General features: G+C 59.3%; 10 protein-coding genes and 5 pseudogenes. 11 read left to right on the top strand and 4 right to left on the bottom strand.

From position 1 onward, the window contains the following. Nucleotides 1-71: 71 nt before the first annotated feature. The 5 genes from VSR71_RS28120 to VSR71_RS28100 all read left to right on the top strand — a co-directional run bounded on the left by VSR71_RS28120 (nucleotide 72) and on the right by VSR71_RS28100 (nucleotide 3,884). A complete protein-coding gene (locus tag VSR71_RS28120) occupies nucleotides 72-593 on the top strand; it encodes a hypothetical protein (RefSeq protein WP_115683928.1) in 522 nt (173 codons plus the stop codon). After that, entirely contained in the window at nucleotides 575-2,899 is a 2,325-nt protein-coding gene (locus VSR71_RS28115; RefSeq protein WP_115683927.1) for an AAA family ATPase, read from the top strand. Before VSR71_RS28120 ends, VSR71_RS28115 begins: the two co-directional genes overlap by 19 nt. A gap of 210 nt (nucleotides 2,900-3,109) precedes the next feature. Beyond that, nucleotides 3,110-3,340, top strand: coding sequence for a hypothetical protein (locus VSR71_RS28110; protein ID WP_115683926.1), 231 nt, complete (start codon nucleotides 3,110-3,112; stop codon nucleotides 3,338-3,340). Between the two features lie 60 nt (nucleotides 3,341-3,400). Beyond that, nucleotides 3,401-3,700 (top strand): hypothetical protein, encoded by a 300-nt coding sequence (locus VSR71_RS28105; protein ID WP_115683925.1) that lies wholly within the window; start codon nucleotides 3,401-3,403, stop codon nucleotides 3,698-3,700. After that, the gene (locus VSR71_RS28100) at nucleotides 3,684-3,884 is read left to right on the top strand and encodes a cell division protein ZapA (protein WP_115683924.1); all 201 of its coding nucleotides are present in this window, start codon (nucleotides 3,684-3,686) and stop codon (nucleotides 3,882-3,884) included. Before VSR71_RS28105 ends, VSR71_RS28100 begins: the two co-directional genes overlap by 17 nt. A 262-nt stretch (nucleotides 3,885-4,146) precedes the next feature. Here VSR71_RS28100 and VSR71_RS28095 read toward each other — a convergent pair whose 3' ends face one another. The 4 genes and pseudogenes from VSR71_RS28095 to VSR71_RS28080 all read right to left on the bottom strand — a co-directional run bounded on the left by VSR71_RS28095 (nucleotide 4,147) and on the right by VSR71_RS28080 (nucleotide 8,948). Next, nucleotides 4,147-5,073: a tyrosine-type recombinase/integrase gene (locus tag VSR71_RS28095; protein WP_373424425.1), complete on the bottom strand. Its 927-nt coding sequence runs from the start codon at nucleotides 5,071-5,073 to the stop codon at nucleotides 4,147-4,149. Between the two features lie 382 nt (nucleotides 5,074-5,455). Beyond that, a pseudogene (locus tag VSR71_RS28090) lies at nucleotides 5,456-5,692 on the bottom strand (IS66 family transposase); the annotation flags it as partial. Nucleotides 5,693-6,382: 690 nt separating this feature from the next. Beyond that, nucleotides 6,383-7,486, bottom strand: a pseudogene (locus VSR71_RS28085) (transposase). Between the two features lie 181 nt (nucleotides 7,487-7,667). Continuing rightward, nucleotides 7,668-8,948 (bottom strand): hypothetical protein, encoded by a 1,281-nt coding sequence (locus VSR71_RS28080; RefSeq protein WP_147298470.1) that lies wholly within the window; start codon nucleotides 8,946-8,948, stop codon nucleotides 7,668-7,670. Nucleotides 8,949-10,414: 1,466 nt separating this feature from the next. Between VSR71_RS28080 and VSR71_RS28075 the strand changes: the two are divergent. From VSR71_RS28075 to VSR71_RS28050, 6 genes and pseudogenes are all read left to right on the top strand, one after another. Beyond that, a pseudogene (locus VSR71_RS28075) lies at nucleotides 10,415-10,849 on the top strand (DDE-type integrase/transposase/recombinase); the annotation flags it as partial. A gap of 2,201 nt (nucleotides 10,850-13,050) precedes the next feature. Continuing rightward, nucleotides 13,051-13,228 (top strand): annotated as a pseudogene (locus VSR71_RS28070) (transposase family protein); the annotation flags it as partial. Nucleotides 13,229-13,388: 160 nt separating this feature from the next. Continuing rightward, complete coding sequence (locus VSR71_RS28065; RefSeq protein ID WP_116335516.1) at nucleotides 13,389-14,033, top strand: integrase core domain-containing protein; 645 nt, start codon at nucleotides 13,389-13,391, stop codon at nucleotides 14,031-14,033. A gap of 262 nt (nucleotides 14,034-14,295) precedes the next feature. Continuing rightward, nucleotides 14,296-15,660, top strand: a complete 1,365-nt coding sequence (locus VSR71_RS28060) for an LLM class flavin-dependent oxidoreductase (protein ID WP_115683919.1) — start codon at nucleotides 14,296-14,298, stop codon at nucleotides 15,658-15,660. A 52-nt stretch (nucleotides 15,661-15,712) separates the two neighbouring features. Further along, a complete protein-coding gene (locus tag VSR71_RS28055; protein WP_115683918.1) occupies nucleotides 15,713-16,222 on the top strand; it encodes a flavin reductase in 510 nt (169 codons plus the stop codon). Between the two features lie 163 nt (nucleotides 16,223-16,385). Further along, nucleotides 16,386-17,384, top strand: a pseudogene (locus VSR71_RS28050) (aldehyde dehydrogenase family protein). The last annotated feature ends 15 nt before the right edge of the window (nucleotides 17,385-17,399 follow it).

Genomic DNA, 17,399 nt, shown 5'->3' with positions numbered 1-17,399 from the left:
GTATCCAATTCCTTCTTACCCTGGCGGGTGCTACCCGTCAGGGGCGCGCTCCGCCCACACTGGAGTGCAAGATGATTCTTTACCACGCTGGCCCTTCGTGGGTCCATGTCGCCGAGGCTGCCCTGGCACGCACCGAACTGGCGAAACGCCTGTGTGACCAGCACGGCTTCACGCAGTGCATGCTGTACGAGCCCTTTGGCCGCGATCGCGGAGCGGTGATCGCCAAGCGCGGACACATGCTCGTGATGGCGATTGCCACCGATGGTGGAAACACCTGGTTTTCCGTTGCACCGTCCAAGGAGATGCAGGACCTGATCTGGTCGTTCTCGAACGGCTTTGCCGGGCAGTGGAGCGCCCTGGAGCTGAAGGCCATTACCGGCCTGGATGACTGGAAGGCGCTGCTCGAGATGGCCGCAAGCCAGTTCTCTGCCGCGGTGCGTTCTGTCGAACGCGCCATTGCTGGCCAGCCGGAGCAGGACATGCCGGAAGTTCCTGAGCTGCCCGTGTTCGAGGGCGAAGCGATGGAAGTGCCGGCCGACTACCTGCATTCCTTTACTGGTGCGGAGGTGGCCGAATGCGCCCACTCAAACTGACCCTTGCGGGCTTTCACGGCATCCGCGATGGCATGCATCGCGATAGCGTGACGGTGGATCTGACGGATCTGCCTGGCGGCCTGATCGCGATTGTTGGCCCGAACGGCGCCGGCAAGACGACGATCATGGACAACCTGCATCCCTATCCCATCATGCCAAGCCATGCCAGCAAGATGTCGGCCGATGCATTCTCGTACTGGGACCACCTTTGCGCCCCCCGCGCTGAGAAGGATCTAGAGTGGGAGCATGGTGGCAAGGTCTATCGGTCGGCGTTTGCATTCCGCAACCCGGGCAAGAGCCGTAAGGCGGAGTACTACTTGTTCGAGAAGGATGCCGTCGGCGCCTGGAATCCCGTGCAGCTGCCAGACGGAACCGTATCCGACGGCAAGGCCGACACCTACGGCCGGTGCCTTGACTCGGTGCTCGGCTCCGCCGAAGCCTTCTTCACCAGCGTCTTTTCTCCACAGAACCGACGTCCTTTGGCGAGCTACCAGCCGACCGAGATCAAGCGGTTGCTAGCGGAGTTGCTCGGCATCGATCACCTGCGCGAGTTGTCGGCGAAGGCGGGCGATGTGGCGAAGGCGTTGAGCCGGTCGCTCGATACCCTGCAGCGGGACGTGCTTGTGCTGTCCGGCAAGCGCGACACCGCAGTGTCGATGACTGCTGAGGTTCGCGAGCTTGACCAGGCTCTCGAATCGGCCCGGGCGCTGCGCGCGGAGCAGTTGAGCTGCGGCAGTAAGCTGGAGCAGGAGCGTGCCACGCTGGCGGCCAAGCAGGCAGCCTCAGCCGGTACCGAGGCCCGGTTGCGCGAGTTGCATCAGCGCAAGCGGGAACTCGGGGCACGTAGCCAGCAGCTGGCTGCGGATGATCGTGCGGCGGCGGCCAAGGCTGCCGCGCGCCGGCGGGAACTTGAGCAGGCCGCCACCGCCAGTGAGGCAACCCTTTCCCAATCCGAGGCGATCACCGCAGCGGCTGCACGACGTGATACGGTCCAGCTGGACCTTGGCCAGCGCTACGCACAGCTTGCCGACAGGCAGCGGGAGCTTGCCGAGGTCGAAGCCGTGGCGACGCGGCATGCGACACTGGCAGCAGAGCTTCGCGAGATGGAACAGCGAGGCTCGGTGGCAGCGAAGCTGGCGCGAACGCTCAAGGCCCAGACCGATGTTATGGATACGGTTCCTTGCACCGGCCATGCGATGCACAGCCAATGCCCGTTGCTGGCCCAGGCCCGCGAGGCCAAGGGACAGTACGAGGAACAGGCCGTCGTCGTGACAAAGCTGCGCACCAGCTACAGGGAGAAGCAGGAAGCCCTGAAGCCGATGGAGGTCAGCTTGCAGCGGTTGCCGGCGGCACGGGAAGCGGTGGCGGTGCTGCAGCGCGATATCACGCGGGACAACCAGGAACTGCAGCGCCTGACCGCTCTGGCGGCTCAGCGCCCTTTGCTTGACAGTGCTACGGCCGCTCTTGAGAAGGCCCGCTGCGATCTGGCCGCGGTGACGAGGGAGGAGACTGAACGGAGCAGCCGGCATGCCCGGGATATCCAGGATGTTGAATCCCAACTCGCCGCAGTGCAGCGGGAGGTGGATGCGTTGGCTATCACGGACGTGACGGCCTTGATCGCTGACTTGGATCGGCGCATCGTGGGTGTTCGCGAGGCGGTGAGTGCAGCCGACGGCAGGATCGAAACACTGATCCGTCGTCAGAGTGCCCTGGCCACCGATCGCGACCGCATCGAGCGCGAGCTCGCTGGTCTGCCCAATCTTGAAGCGCAGGTTCAACGCCTGTCCGACGAGATTGCGCTGTGGAAGCTCCTCGGCAAGGGCCTTGGCAACGACGGCGTGATCGCGCTGTCGATCGATGACGCCGGACCAGCCATTACCCGCATCGTCAACGATCTGCTGCTCGCCTGCTACGGACCGCGATTCACCATCGCGATCCAGACGCAGACGCTGCTTGCCAGCGGCGAAGCCAGGGAGGGGTTCTCCATCGCCGTGCTCGACGCTGAGAACGACAGCTCGAAGGAGTTTGGCGTGATCAGTGGAGGGCAGAAGGTGTGGATCAACGAATGCCTGACCCGGGGTATTGCGCTTTACCGGGCGCAGCACGCGCAGCATGCCTTCCAGACGCTTTTCACCGACGAGGCAGACGGGCCGCTGGATCCGGAGCGTAAGCGCGCCTTCATGAAGATGAAGCGCGAAGTGCTGCGGGTCGGGGGTTACGAGCGCGAGTTCTTCATTTCCCAGACGCCAGACCTCGTCGACGACGCAGATGGTGTCATCGATGTCGTTGCGCTGGCTGCCCAGTAGTCGCGCCCACGTTCCATCTTTGCCTATGCCCGCTCCCCGAAAAGGGGGCGGGCATTTTTCTTTTGAAGCGCGGGAGTTTGGGCGCTAGAATTGCCGTGCTTACCGCGTCTTTGACGCATCGACCTTGCCGGCTCTGCCGGCACAGCTTTTTCTTCACCCATAGGGGCCTTGTCCCTATGGGCAAGGCTTCCGTTCAACAGGAGTCTTGCCATGGTTGTTCAGTCTCGCGCGTCTGGCGGTGCGGTCCTCGCGATCGTTGCCGTGTTGTTCGTCGCGCTCTTCTTTGTCGTCACCGCTTCGGATAGCGGTCTTCTGCGACCGCAGTTGCTTGGATGTGGTCTTGCGATTACCCTGATCTCGATGCTGTGGCTTGCCTCCCATGTGCGCAAGCTTCGCAGGACACGCAGCGTCATGAATCTCGTCCGTTCGGCCTGGCTCTGAGCGGTACCGCCCCATGCATCGCCCTCTTCGGAGGGCATTTCTTTTGGAATTCAGCAGACGATGGAAAAGATCATGATTCCGGCGGCCGAAGCCGCCAAGTTGCTACCGCGCGGCAAGAAGGTGCACACGTTTATCCGCGTGATGGCCTGGATGGGCGCTGATGTTGCGCGGGAGAAGGTACTGGCGGCCTTCGAGTCTGCGAAAGAGGTCGAGGTGTCAAAGGACGCGGCCTGTTTGAACCACCAGTTGGCCATCATGATGGACGGCGTGCGCACGTATATCGACACCAACCAGAAGGCATTGCGCAAGCAGTGCCCGCAACTGGCCATATCCGGGAGTGCGAATGGAAATGCTCGTTAGCATTTCGCTTCAGGCGCCGGAATTCCGCGGTGCCCATGGTCCGGCCGTGGCGACGCACCGGCTTCGCCAGATCGCCGACGAAATCGAGGCCCATGTCGCGGACTTTGCGACTTGCCCGGAAGGGCAGCGCATTGCCGGGTCGCAGGAGGACTGCAGCTTCGTGGCGCATCTCGTCGAACTCTAATCGTTTTTTCTACCAACCCATGGGGGCACAGCCCCCATTGGGGCGTGCCCCTGTCTAACGAGGGGCCCTTGGGCTGTCTGCCACCTGGCTCCAATCGTGATGCCACCAGGCAATAACGGCCGCTGCCGTGGCGGCGTCCTTGGCGCTGACGACCTGATTTGCCTCGTCAGCGACGGCACCCACCACGCCTCCCCTTCGCCGTCGCTGGCTCTGGGGTCGACTGCGTGCCTATAGATGGCTTTAGCGGCTTCCAGCGGGATGGTCATGGTTGGTCTCCGTCTTCGGATTCTATGGTTGCCGCAATGCGGTCGCACGTGCGGTGGCTGGCCAGCCCCAGCATGCGACTGACGATCTCGCGCGGCAGGCCTGCGAGCAGCAGGCGCCGGCAGAACGTATTGCGCAGCGTGCGCGGGCTCGGCTCAGCGCCAGCAAATCCGATTGCTTCCAGCGCAGCGGACACGATCCGCCCAAAGCTCATATCCGTGATGGGTCGGCCTTCCGGCGTCAGTGTGAAAAGCAGGTCGCTGTCGATGGGCTGTGTCGTACGCCGGGCGAGCCAGACGCGCAGGAGCGGCACGGCGAATTCCTGCAGGTGCACGGTGCGGGCCTCCCGAGGTCCATGCGCCGGCACGAACAGATAGGGCGGGCTCGCGTCGAGTTGCAGATCTACCAGTCGTGCGGCACGGGCTTCTGACGCTGTGATGCCGGTGGCCAGGAAGATTGCTACGATCGCGCGGCCGCGCTGACTGGCTAGATCCACGCCAGGCGCCTGCAGGAAGGCCTGCAGGCGCGCATCCTGGGCCGCGTCCAGGTACTGCGGCGTCGGCTCGCGATCGGGCCATCGCTCGGCAGCAAGCAGCGCGGCCGCCGGGTTGTCGTGTCGGACACCGGAGAAGACCAGATGCCGGCACAGGCGGTCCAGCAGCTTGACGTACCGCACCCGGGTAGCCTGGGCGTAGGACCGCGCATCGGTCGTTTGCCAGAACGCGTCGATATCATCGGCGCCGAACGAGAGGATGCTGGCGCCGCGCGCCAACAGGTGCCTGCGAAAGTGCTCGAACATCGCCTGGTGCTGGACAATCGAGCGCGCCGAGAATGGCCGGCGATCCACGCCGGTGGCCTCCCGCGCTTGCCAGTCTCGGTAGGCCAAGGTGGGATTCGTGAGCCAGAGTGAGTCCATTTGTTCCATGCTCGCTGTTATATACTGGATTTGGCATCACCCACACCCCTGCCGCCTCACTGAGGCGGACACTGCCAGCAGGCGGGGGTCAGTACCGTGCCCGGCCATATCGGTTGCGCCGTTCCGCGAGCCTTGCGCGGGTCCGGGCGTACCGCGGATAGCTGCCGTCGAGCATGTCGGCAATATGCTGCAAAAGGCGTGGTCTCTGGAGAAATAGCAGGCGCAGAGGCTTTGGTCCGCCCGGTGCGTCACAGAGCGCCACACCCTGGGCCTTGCGGGCAATCTCGATGCGACCCGGTAAGTCTCGCTGACCGTGGCGCCGGCTTCAATCCAGCCATACTGCGAGAGGGGCGTGCCGTTGGGATGCTGGCCGATTCGGTCACAAAGCGTTGGCGCAACCTTCGTCGGCCCTGAGTTCTTCCAGGCGCAGTTCGAGCTGTTCAATCTGGCGGTCCGGCTCCTCCGAGCGACGGCTGAACTGCATGCGGCGCAGCTTTGCAATCAGCAACTTGAGATGCTCGATCTCCGCCTTGTCCGTTGCCGTCGCTGCCTTCTGCGGTTCGACCATGTACTGCAGATGCCCGATGCGGGCATCGCGCTCCAGCAGCGGGGCCTTGAGCGCTTCGATGTTGTCAGAGTGAAAGAAATCAAACGTTCATTGTTGGATAGCTGACGCAGGTGCGCGATGCAATTTCCCGCTAATGCGTTATTGCCTGTGCCCTTTGGGGCGGAGAGCGGTTGAGGCCCACATGGCCTGGTAGATGCTTGGACACAAGTCGCGCACAGAGCGTGCGGTCCATGCTTGCCTGCCGACTGTGCAGTGCGTCGCAGGACTTAAAACCTGGTAACTTTTCGGAAAGGAGCGATAATGTCCAAAATGAAGTGGGTACTGTGTAACGGTGTGGTGATAGCTATGCTAATCGGGGTGGTGGCAAATGCTGCCGCCCCGTCGGAACATGCGTGCATACCGTTCGACGTGTTTAGTGCTGTCTTCTGCTCAATCTTTGGGAATCCCTGAAGGGTGTCAGCATCTTTGCTCTGCGCAGTTCGCATATTCAGATGAGGGGACACGGCGTTCACTAGTGGTTGAATCTGAATGACTTTTGATGAGCCGTGGTGTCCCAGCGCCATATTATGGTTCTCCGATGGGCGATGTTTGACCCCCATAGCGGGGCGGTGTCAAGTGAGCAATCCACGTTCCGGGCGCACCATCGTCTGTCCGAGAACCGGATAGGGGAGATCTTCGGGGCTGGCAGTCGTTTTATGTGCAGGGCAGTTAAAGGCTCACCGTCAGCTTGACCGGTGAGCCGGCATTATCTCAACGATGCGTATGAGTGAAGCGTTCTTCGTAGAGGATCGCAGACTGGTTCATGGCAGCCTTCCAGTCGTGCGTTGAACTGCCGCACTTCCTGATGATGTTGCGCAGGGCCAGCCATAGCAGCTTGGTGGCCGCGTTATGGCTGGGGAAGTGGCCCAGTGTCTTGACGATCTTGCGCAACTGCGCTGCGTTGGATACTTTCGTTTGTTGTGTAGATGATCCGGCGGATCGCCGACGGGAACGTAAAGAACGGGATCTCCTGATCTCAGGCGCGACGCAACGACGCGGCGATCGGAGGATAGTCCATACCCCATTTCCCTTGCTCGAAGGGCGCGGCTTCGACGGTGGGTGCGGTGTACACAGGCTTGAGCCGCTGCTACGGCCCGGCGCTCCTTCCAGCCGGCGTACTCCAGGCTGTTCCGGATCCAGATGCACGATGCAGGTCTGCAGCGTCGTATTCGGAAACACCGCATTCAAGGCCTGTTTCATGCCCTTAAGGCCACCGTGCGGCAGCGGACGCGGCTCAAGAACGAGATTCACGCTGTGCTTGCCGCCCATCTCATCGAACGGTGCGGACATTACCCGCAGCGCGTCGAAGAACACCACCGGGTACATGCCTTCATGGCCGCATCGGTCACCGAGTTGATGAACTAGGGCGAGACCTCGGTGCCGTACTGCTCGGCCAGCAACGTCTGGATCTAGCGCACTGTCATGCCCCGGACGTATATGGCGATGATCTTGTTGTCGAACCCGGTGAAGTGCCGCTCGTGCTTGGGGATCAGGATCGGAGCGAAGCGAAGCTGGCGTCCGCGGTCGCGTGGGATGTCGACCCGCAGTGGCCATCTTCGGTCAGAACCGTCTTGGCGCCCTTGCCTTGCGCTGCTTGGCCGAGATGCACCGGCGCTCGGCACCAGCTGGGTAGCCCAGGTGATGACCGAGCTCGGCGCCGAGGGGCCCGATCGATCAGGGCCGTCCTGAACGCCGAGGAGGCGTCCTGCACCGCCTCGGCGGTCATCGGACCCTTGACGAATGGGCAATCAGGTCATCGGAGATGGTCGGGGGCTCACGGTCTGCGGCTTGGCTCGTCTTAGTTTTGCGTGGCATGATATGCCCTAAACACAAAAATGTCTGACAGGCTTGGTAGCTTTGTCGGATCCGGCGATGGCGGAACGCGCGCCGACCTTCATGTCAGCGCAATGCAGTCTCACGATTTCTGTTTTTACGCCTTTCCTCGGGCGGCGAAAGGATTTGGCGACGTCAGCGGGATCTGGTTGCTGTCATTCCTTCAACGGCCTTCTCCCACACCTTCCCACGCCTCCCACTGCTGATGTGCGCCGCTGATGTTGAAGCGCTTGGTCCCATCCTGTTGGAGTCTTGGACCCCAGATATCCGGGTTCATGTTGGTCAAGCCGTTGGTTGTCTCGGCCAGCCCGGAACCGGTCGTGAACAAATAGTAACCAGGGAAAGATGGCTCCTGCAATTGCTGCTGAATAACCCTGATCCTGAACATTTCCCCCGGTTTGACGCGCATCACGATAAAGTCCATCAGGCCATCGCCAATCTTCCAGTATGGCCACCAGAATGATAAATTGATACCCCCGTTTGACTTCGAGCTTGCCAGCAAGGTATAGTTTTCGCCCCCGTCCTTGAACAGGTAAAGCTCCAGACCATAATCGTTAAAGGCGTTGATCGGCACAACGTTGATCGACACGAACTGGTCGTGGTTGGCGGTAAAAAGATACTCGTCCCCGCTGACCGCCACCCCCTGTTTGCTCGAGTCAACGCCAAAAGAGGTGTCATTAACTTCGCAGACGGGACAGCTGGTGCCCATAGTCTGCGCATACGATTTGGAATACATCTCGAACAGCTCGTATGTCCTGAAGACGGTGGCGTCATGGCTGTAGCGCACTGGCTGAGTTTGCCGGACGGTTTCAGAACCTACTTTGTACACGCCGTCAGAGGTCGTGGTCATGCCGGCTTGTACCGAGATGCCAAGCGGCCCCAAGGGCCCGAGGGCGCCGAGTGCCCCCGTGGGCCCGAGTGGCCCTTGAATGCCCCAGACGCCGGCCGAATCCAGGTTGTGCGTATAGTTGCCCCACCAAGTGTTCTTTTCCTGAAGATGATACATATCCTTGAAGTATCCCGTAGGGTTTAGTGGTGCTCGCACATCTGCCGGAAAATCTAAGTCTATGGAGCAACCAAATCCTAGGGGACAACCTAAGCCAGCGGAATAAGATGAACCCAAGGGACCATGTGAACCATAGACGCACTTGTCGTCATCTTCGGAGTCGGGTACAGGGCACCAGTTGTTGTAGTAGGATTTGTCAGGAGCGGTTGGTTGGGTGCTTTGTCCGCGCAGCCTCAATGGTCCGATATAACTGAGTGGTCCAAAAGCTCCTAGCGGCCCCTGGCTGCCCAGCGGCCCCCGGGCTTGGGTCATGTCGTATGCGGTTTTATAAGTGAAGTTGTCCGTACCCCGGTACCACGACGACACGGCATTGTCCATCGCCGGGTCCGCGGTCAGGTCGAAGCGCATTACGATCGAATCCGGCTTGCGCGAATCCATGTTGTTCTCGCCCAGAGCGCAAACCTGCTCCGCCGTCACTACCATCCGACATAGCGCGGGGTCGTTGTTACAGGCATGTTCGGGCGCACTGAAAACGCGCAGGCTCGGAACGGTGGCGCAGCCCCCGATTAGAAAAGAAAAGATGAGCAACGCGAAATTTCTCATAATGCATCCTTCTCGTTATTACAAAGCACACGAAAAGTTAAATATATGTCGGGAAAGTATCAAGAAAAATCGGCGTTGCCAAGTATTACCGGGCGAGGTTAAAAAGGAATTGATATTCATCAAAGGTTACTGATTTTCGCCGCGCCGCCGTCTCGTTAGTATTGCGACGCGCGGTGTCATCAGGTCCGACTGCTCGGCGATGCTCGGGTCAGCGCTTGCGCTAAGCTAAAACTCAGGGCTCGCCCTGTGTTGGCTTCAAGAGGTCGTCATACGCTGCTGGGCGGGTCTACAAGGGGGGCAAGGCGGCCACCGTTGCTTAGCTTAGCACGTAACTCTTGCGCCGCTTGTCCGGAATAGGAATCAAGAGCTGTCAGCCATCAGGATCGACTTGGCCCTATACGCTTGCGTAAAAGCAGCGGCTGGATCATCCGCCGGAAGCTGAGGCTTCTGTAAGCGCTGTCCCAACACCGTTCATTCATGAGGCTCTAAAGTACGGCAACCTATTCCCTGTTGATTTGCACCGATTCGTGCCCACGCGCGCCAGTTGAGAATGCGGACAACACAAGGAATGGAAATCAAGGCGCAGGGTTCTTGGCATAAGAACTACACGAAAAGATTTCCGCATGCTGGTCGCGGTAGAAAAACGAGACCCGCCACGCTCGCTGTCAGAGATTTTGTAAACGCTCAATTGACGACATCTGGTATTGAGGCTTGAACGTTGGCAGGCTTTCGTCCGCAAAGATATTGCGAACGCAACATGATCCAAGAGGAGATGGACCAATTCCGCTGCAGGGGGGCGGTCCAATGGGACCCGTGACTACGAGGCAGCGGCCAAGCGGCGTCTAATTGAGTTTAGTCTTTAATTGGGAGCATCAGTTTCTGGCACCGCGCTCAAGGGCCCGCATCAACGCTAACCAGTTGCGCAAATGGACTCGGGAGTACCGAGATTCAGCGTAGCCGCAAGGTCCGTTGTAGACATTCGTGCCGGTTGTCCAGCGGGTTATGGACTCCCGTTCAATCCAGACACTTGTGGTGCCTTGCCACAAAGCGGCCTCAACGACTGGCTATCCCGACACCGCAGCAAGCGCAACCGCTGGCGCTATGTGAGCGTAAAGCTGTCCAACGGTGAATCGCTCGAGTTCGAATGCAGCGAGCGAGACGTTGGGCTCGTAAAGGCAATGATCGAAGCGCTGAGTGGAGACCATTGATGTTCGGCCTCGACGCTGGACTGGGGGTGTACCTGCATCGCGAAGCTGTGGCTATTTCTGAAGGTATTGGAGGTGGACAGGTTTGCACGGCCACCGGCCGCGCCGAACCAGGTGTTCAGCTCGGACATCACTACATCTGGACCGAAGAGGGATGGCTGTATCTGGCGGTCGTGCTGGATCTGTTCAATCGGGAAGTCGTAGGCTGGTCCATCAAGCCGCCCATGGCGGCGAACCTTGTGACGGATGCGTTGGCGTTGGCGTGGTTCCGCCGCAGGCCTGCTCCCGGCGCGCTGTATCACGGGTACCGTGGCAGCCAGTACGCGAGCCAGGAATTCCAGCGTTTGAAGAACGAACGAGTTCATTCCACGCGGTACCGGATGCAGCGTGAGGCCGCTGCGGACTTGTTCGAATACATCGAAGTGTTCTATAACCGCAGTGGTCGTCATTCGTCGCTCGGCTACGTAATCGCAGGCCCAGCTCCTGCAGGACTGGCTCACTGCTCAGCCGGCGAAAGATACGGCTGCATAACCCGTGACCTATGGAACGCGAAAACAGAGGGAACCTCACTCGTATCGTCCATTGCCGGCGTGGGGAAAAAGCCTCGGAGTCGATGTAGTAGCGAAAGGGGTGGAGAATCAAATGCAAGCCGATATTCCTGAGGGGACTTGGTTGTAACTTTGGACAGGGACGGCTATTCGGAGGGGGAGTATCTCCACCCGACGCAGCGTTGCTTCTGGGCGCCGATTCGGAGAGCTGCTGCGGAGGACAGGTTATCCCTGGCATCGATTGCCTTTCAGCGACTGCATCAGCTAGAGGGGTTGTATCGTAATGCCCCGGTAGCGCTTTGTTTTATCGCTCGAGCGCAAGGCTGCGTTAGTGCCAACCATCGGTATCTTTAGGTCTTGGGTCTTACTAGCAGCAGTCGGGTGAGTGATACGACCTCGCTTGTCCAACGTAGTATGCGTTGCCAGTATGGGTGAACTTCTCGCGGCGGTCGAGTTGATTTTGAAGACGGCAGTACCTGTACAGGTACAGATTGAGGCGCGCGATGCTTGGTACTTGGTTTTCCTTACAGTCCGTTGAAGATGAGGTCGGCGAGTGTATGGGGACATCGATCATCAATGCTTGACGAGACGGTCAGTATCACGCTGAGTCGCGGTCCGCAAAAGCGATGAAATTTTCCTTGGGACAACGAATTGTGCCCGGAGACTGCTTCGATCCGTAGTATCCACCATCAGACCATACCAGCGATAAAGTTGTCCCTCGTGTCCGTGGCGCGGATATGCCGGGCTGTTAATCCAGTGTCACGAGTCACCGGACCCATCTGATGCGTGATTCCGTCTCAAACAACTGGGCGCCTGATGCACATCTGTTGTTTAGGTGTGCTCGCCACTAGAGGGAGTGAATGACCTTAGCTGGGATCCGCCGGCTCGGTTGCCTGGGAAATTACCGTAATATCGATAATATTTTCATCTTGTAGTGGATGGAATATAAGGAAATCCTTACTTAAAATTCGATAAGTTCTGATGCCTGTGGCTGCGGGTAGCGGATATTATGCTAATTGAGATCGCACAATTCACTCCAAATCGTTTTTTTTCCCACCAACGCTTCGCTTGGTGCGGCTGGGGTTCACGTCGGGCGTTTTTCCTGTCCGCGATTCTCGCCCATGGCCGGCGGAGGTGCTCTCATATTGATCGGCTTGATGTGTCTCTATTGGGGCTGGCAGTTCGAAAATGAATAGTCCGACCGGTAGCTGCCCGGGTTATACAGAAATCATGGCAAAGTGCGGCGCGGCTAACGCGCGACCTTATGTCTAGGTTAACGCATGTGGCGCAATGGGGTGGATTTCGCGGAGTGATTTCTCTGCAAACGCCGAACTAGGAAACGGTTGTGTGCCCGTTTGCCTCTTGAGGTCATGCGTTCAATCCATGGGATGCATCAATAGGTTAACTCGGAAATTTTGCCGTTTGTCACGATGGATCTCAGTGTGCTGCCTAATTCATGTGGGAAATGTCGGTCGGAGTATGTCGTCGTGGATATTAGGGACGTCCGTTAAATGCAATCGGACGAACCTGGGGCAATTCATCGCTCCAAAGGTCGGCGGTTGGATCGTGCTCTCGCCTGTAGTGGCGTTACGAAAGCACAGAATGCGTTCGAGATTTCCATCAACTATCCGTCAATGGAGGAAGCATGGGAGCAGAGAAGTCGTTACGTTCAATGGTTGACAAATGGCTTGCACCGTCCGTAGGGGACCCGCCCCGCGTTATCGGTACGGGCCGCCTGCGAGACTGCCGCAGCCGTTTTGTTTGTGTGGAGTGCAACCGCGCTACTGGTACGCTGTCGATCATGTTCTTCCGGCACTGCGACGGTGCCTGGTATGTGTTTCCACCTGTGACAAGTAGAGCTGGATGGACTAGATAGGTTCGCACTCATATTGTTGACTTGCGGGCTCGTGACATATCAGAAAATCCTTAGGGGAAATTCGAGAAGATCTGATAATACTTTTTGTGGGCTGCGATTAGTATGTTCATCGGGGTTGCGCCTAGTTTGGTGCACCCGAGTCGGTTGTATGTATCCTCCGACAATGCGTCCCTTATAGCGCCCGACGTCTCGTCGGGCGCTTTTCTTTGGGTTCTTCGAAGAATTCCGGGGGGCTGAATTGCCACATGCCGTATCCTAATGGCCGTTAAGAGGGTACATGAGGGGCAGGATGCTGGTTCGGGTAAGTTTGGCCTGAAGGGGAAAGCCGTACGCTGGCGCTGTACCTGAAGCCGGTTAACGAGGTCATGTACTGCGAGGAATGCGGCTTGAAGTGCCGGCAGGTCCATGAGACCGCGGGGCGGCGCGTGCGCGATCTTCCGTTGTTCGAACCGAGTGGTGCTGAATGTGCCCCGGACGCCGCGCTGGCGGAAACTGCAGCGCTGCTGATGCTAAGAAAAGAAGCCGAGGCGATCTGGGGAAGGGACGAGGAGGACTGATCAACGTCTCGGATCGCGCGAAGCCATTGCGTTGATCGATGAAGCGGTAAAGAGCGGCGCGCGCCAGGCCCTCGCGTGGCCCCAACCAGGTGTGGTGCTGGGATATCACGTGGATGCCCACGACGGTGAAAGGTCGGTTCTTCTACTGGTACATGATCCAGGACATCTACAGCCGCAAGCTGGTAGTCAACGAGGTGCACGAGAGCGAATCGGCCAACCATGCCAGCGAACTGCTGTCGCTGGGCTGTTTGCGCGAGAGGACCGCCGGCCGGCCGCTGGTGCTGGTGCTGCATTCGGACAACGGCAGCGTCATGAAAGGAGGGACGATGCTGGCGATGATGGGTTACCTGGGCGTGCAGCCCTCATACAGTCGTCCACGTGTGAGCAATGACAACGCTTGCGCGGAAGCGCTGTTCCGCACAGCCGAATACTGCCCGCTGTGGCCGGATCGGCCGTTCGACACGCTGCAGCAGGCGCGCGATTGGGTGTGCCGGTTTGTGTGCTGGTACAACGAGGAGCATCGCCACAGTGGCCTGAAGTACGTCACGCACCAGCGGCACAGCGGCGAAGCGCCGCCCCTACTGGCGCGACGCACGATGCTATATCAGGCAGCTCGCGCCCGACATCCGCAGCGCTGGTCGCGAGGGATCCGCAATTGGAAGCTGGATCCAGTGGTCTTCTTGAACCCCGAACGAACTGAGCAGGAAGCTAGCGAGCACCGGAAAGCAGCATAACGGCGGACGCGACAACTACCTTGACACACACCGGGGCTAGCAAAAGAAATCCGGCATTCTTCGTGACCATTTGCACCAAAACGGTATATGCCTACCTAGCTAATCTCGTCATTGCGCGCAAAGCTAGAACCGAGGGTTACACAAGCCATCTAGGGGTTTACCTCAACCCAAAAGGTCTTCTTTCGTGTTCATCTGTCGACTATAGTAAACAGAATGGATGGGTAGCTTCCTTCGGACCCTCTCTCGACAACTAGGAGTAAAAATGAGTCGTGAAATCCGCCTGAACGCATTTGACATGAACTGCGTGGGTCATATCCAGCAGGGACTGTGGACCCATCCCCGCGATGAATCGAGCCGGTACAGCGAAGTGCAATACTGGGTGGACTACGCGAAAAAACTCGAGCGTGGGCTGTTCGATGGCATCTTCTTCGCCGATGTTGTTGGCGTCTATGACGTGTTTGGTGGTAACCCGGACGCGGCTGTTCGAAATGCCGTACAGGTGCCGGTGAACGACCCGATGTTGGTGATTCCGGCAATGGCCGCGGTCACCCGCAATCTCGGGTTCGGCGTAACGGCCAACCTCACGTACGAGCAGCCATTCCTGTTTGCTCGCCGCATGTCGACGCTTGACCATCTGACAGGTGGGCGCATCGGTTGGAACATCGTGACTGGTTATCTGGACAGCGCGGCGCGAGCCATAGGCCTCGACGGGCAGGTAGCACACGATGGCCGTTACGACCTGGCCGACGAGTACCTGGAGTTGGTGTACAAGCTCTGGGAAGGAAGCTGGGACGACGACGCGGTCATCAACGACAAGGCCAAAGACATCTATGCGGACCCGTCAAAGGTCCGCGTGATCCACCATCACGGTCGTCAATACAAGGTGAACGCAATGCACCTGTGCGCTCCGTCGCCGCAACGGACACCGGTGCTCTACCAGGCGGGCTCCTCGACGCGCGGCAGGCAGTTTGCAGCGACGCACGCCGAATGTGTCTTCGTGAATGGCCAGAAGAAGGAGGGCGTCAAATCTATCGTCGACGACATCCGCGCGAAGGCTGTGGCCTTTGGCCGCAGCGCGGACGATGTCAAGGCATTCCTGGGAGCGACGGTGATCATTGGTCGCACCGAAAAGGAAGCGCAGGAGAAGTACGAGGAATACAAGCGATATGCCAGTTCGGAAGGCGCACTCGCACACGCAGCCAGTTCGCTTGGCATCGATTTTTCGCGCCACGACCTCGACGAGCCCATCGATGTAACCAAGAGCCAGGCGATCGTTTCCAACGTGGAAGCCGTGACTCGTAGCGCAGGGGCGCAATGGACGTTGCGCAAGCTGCTCGAACAGATGCCGCTGGGCAGCCGCCAGGCACCGTGGGTCGGTTCTGCCGAACAGATCGCAGACCTGATGGTCGAGTGGGCCACCGAAACCGGTGTAGCAGGCTTCAACCTGTCGCGCACGGTGGCTCCGGAATGCCTCGACGACGTCATCGATCTGCTGGTACCGATCCTGCAGGGGCGCGGCGTATACAAGACCGCCTATCGCGAGGGTACGTATCGCGAAAAGCTGTTCGGTCATGCGCGCCTGCCGGCTACCCATGCCGCAGCCAAGGCACGCGCCGCTGTACGGTAATCCGCGCAGCACGTCCTTCACAAACTATGAGGCCCAAGCTAAGGGGAACATTATGGTAGACAAAACATCGTTCCGAGAAGCCATGGCCGGGCTGGGGGCTGCGGTCAACATCATCACGAGTAACGGCGAAGGCGGACTGGCCGGCTGCACAGTATCGGCAGTGTGCGGCGTCACGGACGAGCCCCCGACTCTGCTTGTCTGTATCAATCGTGGAAGCAAGAACAACGATGTAGTGCGTGAGAACGGCTGCCTTTGCGTCAATGTTCTCGCAGCGGATCAGCAAGACGCGGCCATCCGGTTCTCGAGCAAGAGCGTCTCAGTCGAGGAGCGTTTTGCCGATGTGGAATGGGATCTGCTGGTGACCGGTGCCCCCGTGATTGCCGGCACCGTCAGTGCTCTGGACTGCGAAGTCGCATCCATGATGGACGTTGGCACGCACACCATGTTTCTCTGCGAGATCAAAGCCGTGCGGACGCGCAATGACCGCGACGCCTTGATCTACTTTGGGCGCAACTTCCATAGTGTCGAAGCGCCGGCTGTGAAAGTCGCCGTAGCCGCCTAGGTCCAGCTCCAAAACCCCGAGACGTCAGGTCGCACATGGGCGCTACGCGCCTGTGTCGGACGCGCTCGTCCCTCGCGATGCGCCGTGTGCGCTCCAGGTTTCACGGGGGTACCCATCGCAGGCGACTGAATGACTTCGATCTTTCCCTTATCTCCAGCAGGCAATGCACATGACTTCCTATCCGGAAATTCGAATGCTGATCGGCGACAAGTGGCGCAGCGCACCTGGTCGGCCCGTTATCAACCCATCGCACGAAACCACCATCGGCACGGTGCCAAGCGCTACTACTGCAGACCTTGACGATGCCTTATCGGCCGCGGCTGATGGTCTGAAGATCTGGCTTCGCACGTCGCACGTCGCACGTCGCACGCACGGCGCGCCAAAAAGATTATGCTGAAGGCGATTGCCTTGATTCGCGAACAAGTCGAAGACCATTGCGACCGCGATTGCCCTGGAGCAAGGCAAGACCCTGGCGCAGGCGCGCGCCGAGGTGCTGCGTGGTTGTGACTTGATGACATGGGATGCGAACGAAGGCAAGCGGCTCTACGGACGTGTGATCCCCGCAGAGCCGCCCATGCGGCATACAGTGATCCGCGAACCCATCGGCGTGATTGCTGCATTCACGCCGTGGAATTTCCCAATGAGTTCTCCCTCACGCAAGGTGCGTGGTGCACTCGCTGCCGGATGTTCGATCATTCTCAAGGCCGCTGAGGAAACGCCTGCGGGAGCCGTGATGTTGGCCCAGGCCTACCACGATGCCAAACTTCCTGATGGTGTGCTGAACCTCGTATTTGGAGATCCGGGAATGATCTCGTCGTACCTGATCGCAAGCCAGGTCGTCCGTGCCGTTACGTTTACTGGCTCCACGCCTGTCGGCAAACACCTGGCCGGCCTGACAGCCCAACACATGAAGCCGGCGATTCTGGAGTTGGGCGGTCACGCGCCGGTCATCGTTTGCGATGATGTGGATCCCGACTCGGCAGCCCTCGCCTGCGTAAAGGGGAAATTGAACAACGCCGGCCAGATATGCGTTGCTCCTACGCGCATCTTCGTTCATCGCAAGGACTACGACAAGTTTGTCGAAGCATTCGCTCGGTACGGTGCCAATACGGGTGGGGCATGCGCTGGAGCCGAGCAGCGATATCGGACCTGTCGCAAATGAGCGGCGACTTGCCTG

Origin of the sequence: Cupriavidus oxalaticus (genome assembly GCF_038900635.1) — a bacterium.
GTDB lineage: Bacteria > Pseudomonadota > Gammaproteobacteria > Burkholderiales > Burkholderiaceae > Cupriavidus > Cupriavidus oxalaticus_B.
This window is presented reverse-complemented; position numbering and strand designations above follow the sequence as displayed.

What these genes read in the sequence shown, in the direction of transcription:
- VSR71_RS28100 (WP_115683924.1), top strand. Translation starts at nt 3,684, where the DNA reads ATGGAAATGCTCGTTAGCATTTCGCTTCAGGCGCCGGAATTCCGCGGT.
- VSR71_RS28120 (WP_115683928.1), top strand. Translation starts at nt 72, where the DNA reads ATGATTCTTTACCACGCTGGCCCTTCGTGGGTCCATGTCGCCGAGGCT.
- VSR71_RS28105 (WP_115683925.1), top strand. Translation starts at nt 3,401, where the DNA reads ATGGAAAAGATCATGATTCCGGCGGCCGAAGCCGCCAAGTTGCTACCG.
- VSR71_RS28080 (WP_147298470.1), bottom strand. Translation starts at nt 8,948, where the DNA reads ATGGATTCGCGCAAGCCGGATTCGATCGTAATGCGCTTCGACCTGACC.
- VSR71_RS28060 (WP_115683919.1), top strand. Translation starts at nt 14,296, where the DNA reads ATGAGTCGTGAAATCCGCCTGAACGCATTTGACATGAACTGCGTGGGT.
- VSR71_RS28115 (WP_115683927.1), top strand. Translation starts at nt 575, where the DNA reads ATGCGCCCACTCAAACTGACCCTTGCGGGCTTTCACGGCATCCGCGAT.
- VSR71_RS28055 (WP_115683918.1), top strand. Translation starts at nt 15,713, where the DNA reads ATGGTAGACAAAACATCGTTCCGAGAAGCCATGGCCGGGCTGGGGGCT.
- VSR71_RS28095 (WP_373424425.1), bottom strand. Translation starts at nt 5,073, where the DNA reads ATGGAACAAATGGACTCACTCTGGCTCACGAATCCCACCTTGGCCTAC.
- VSR71_RS28110 (WP_115683926.1), top strand. Translation starts at nt 3,110, where the DNA reads ATGGTTGTTCAGTCTCGCGCGTCTGGCGGTGCGGTCCTCGCGATCGTT.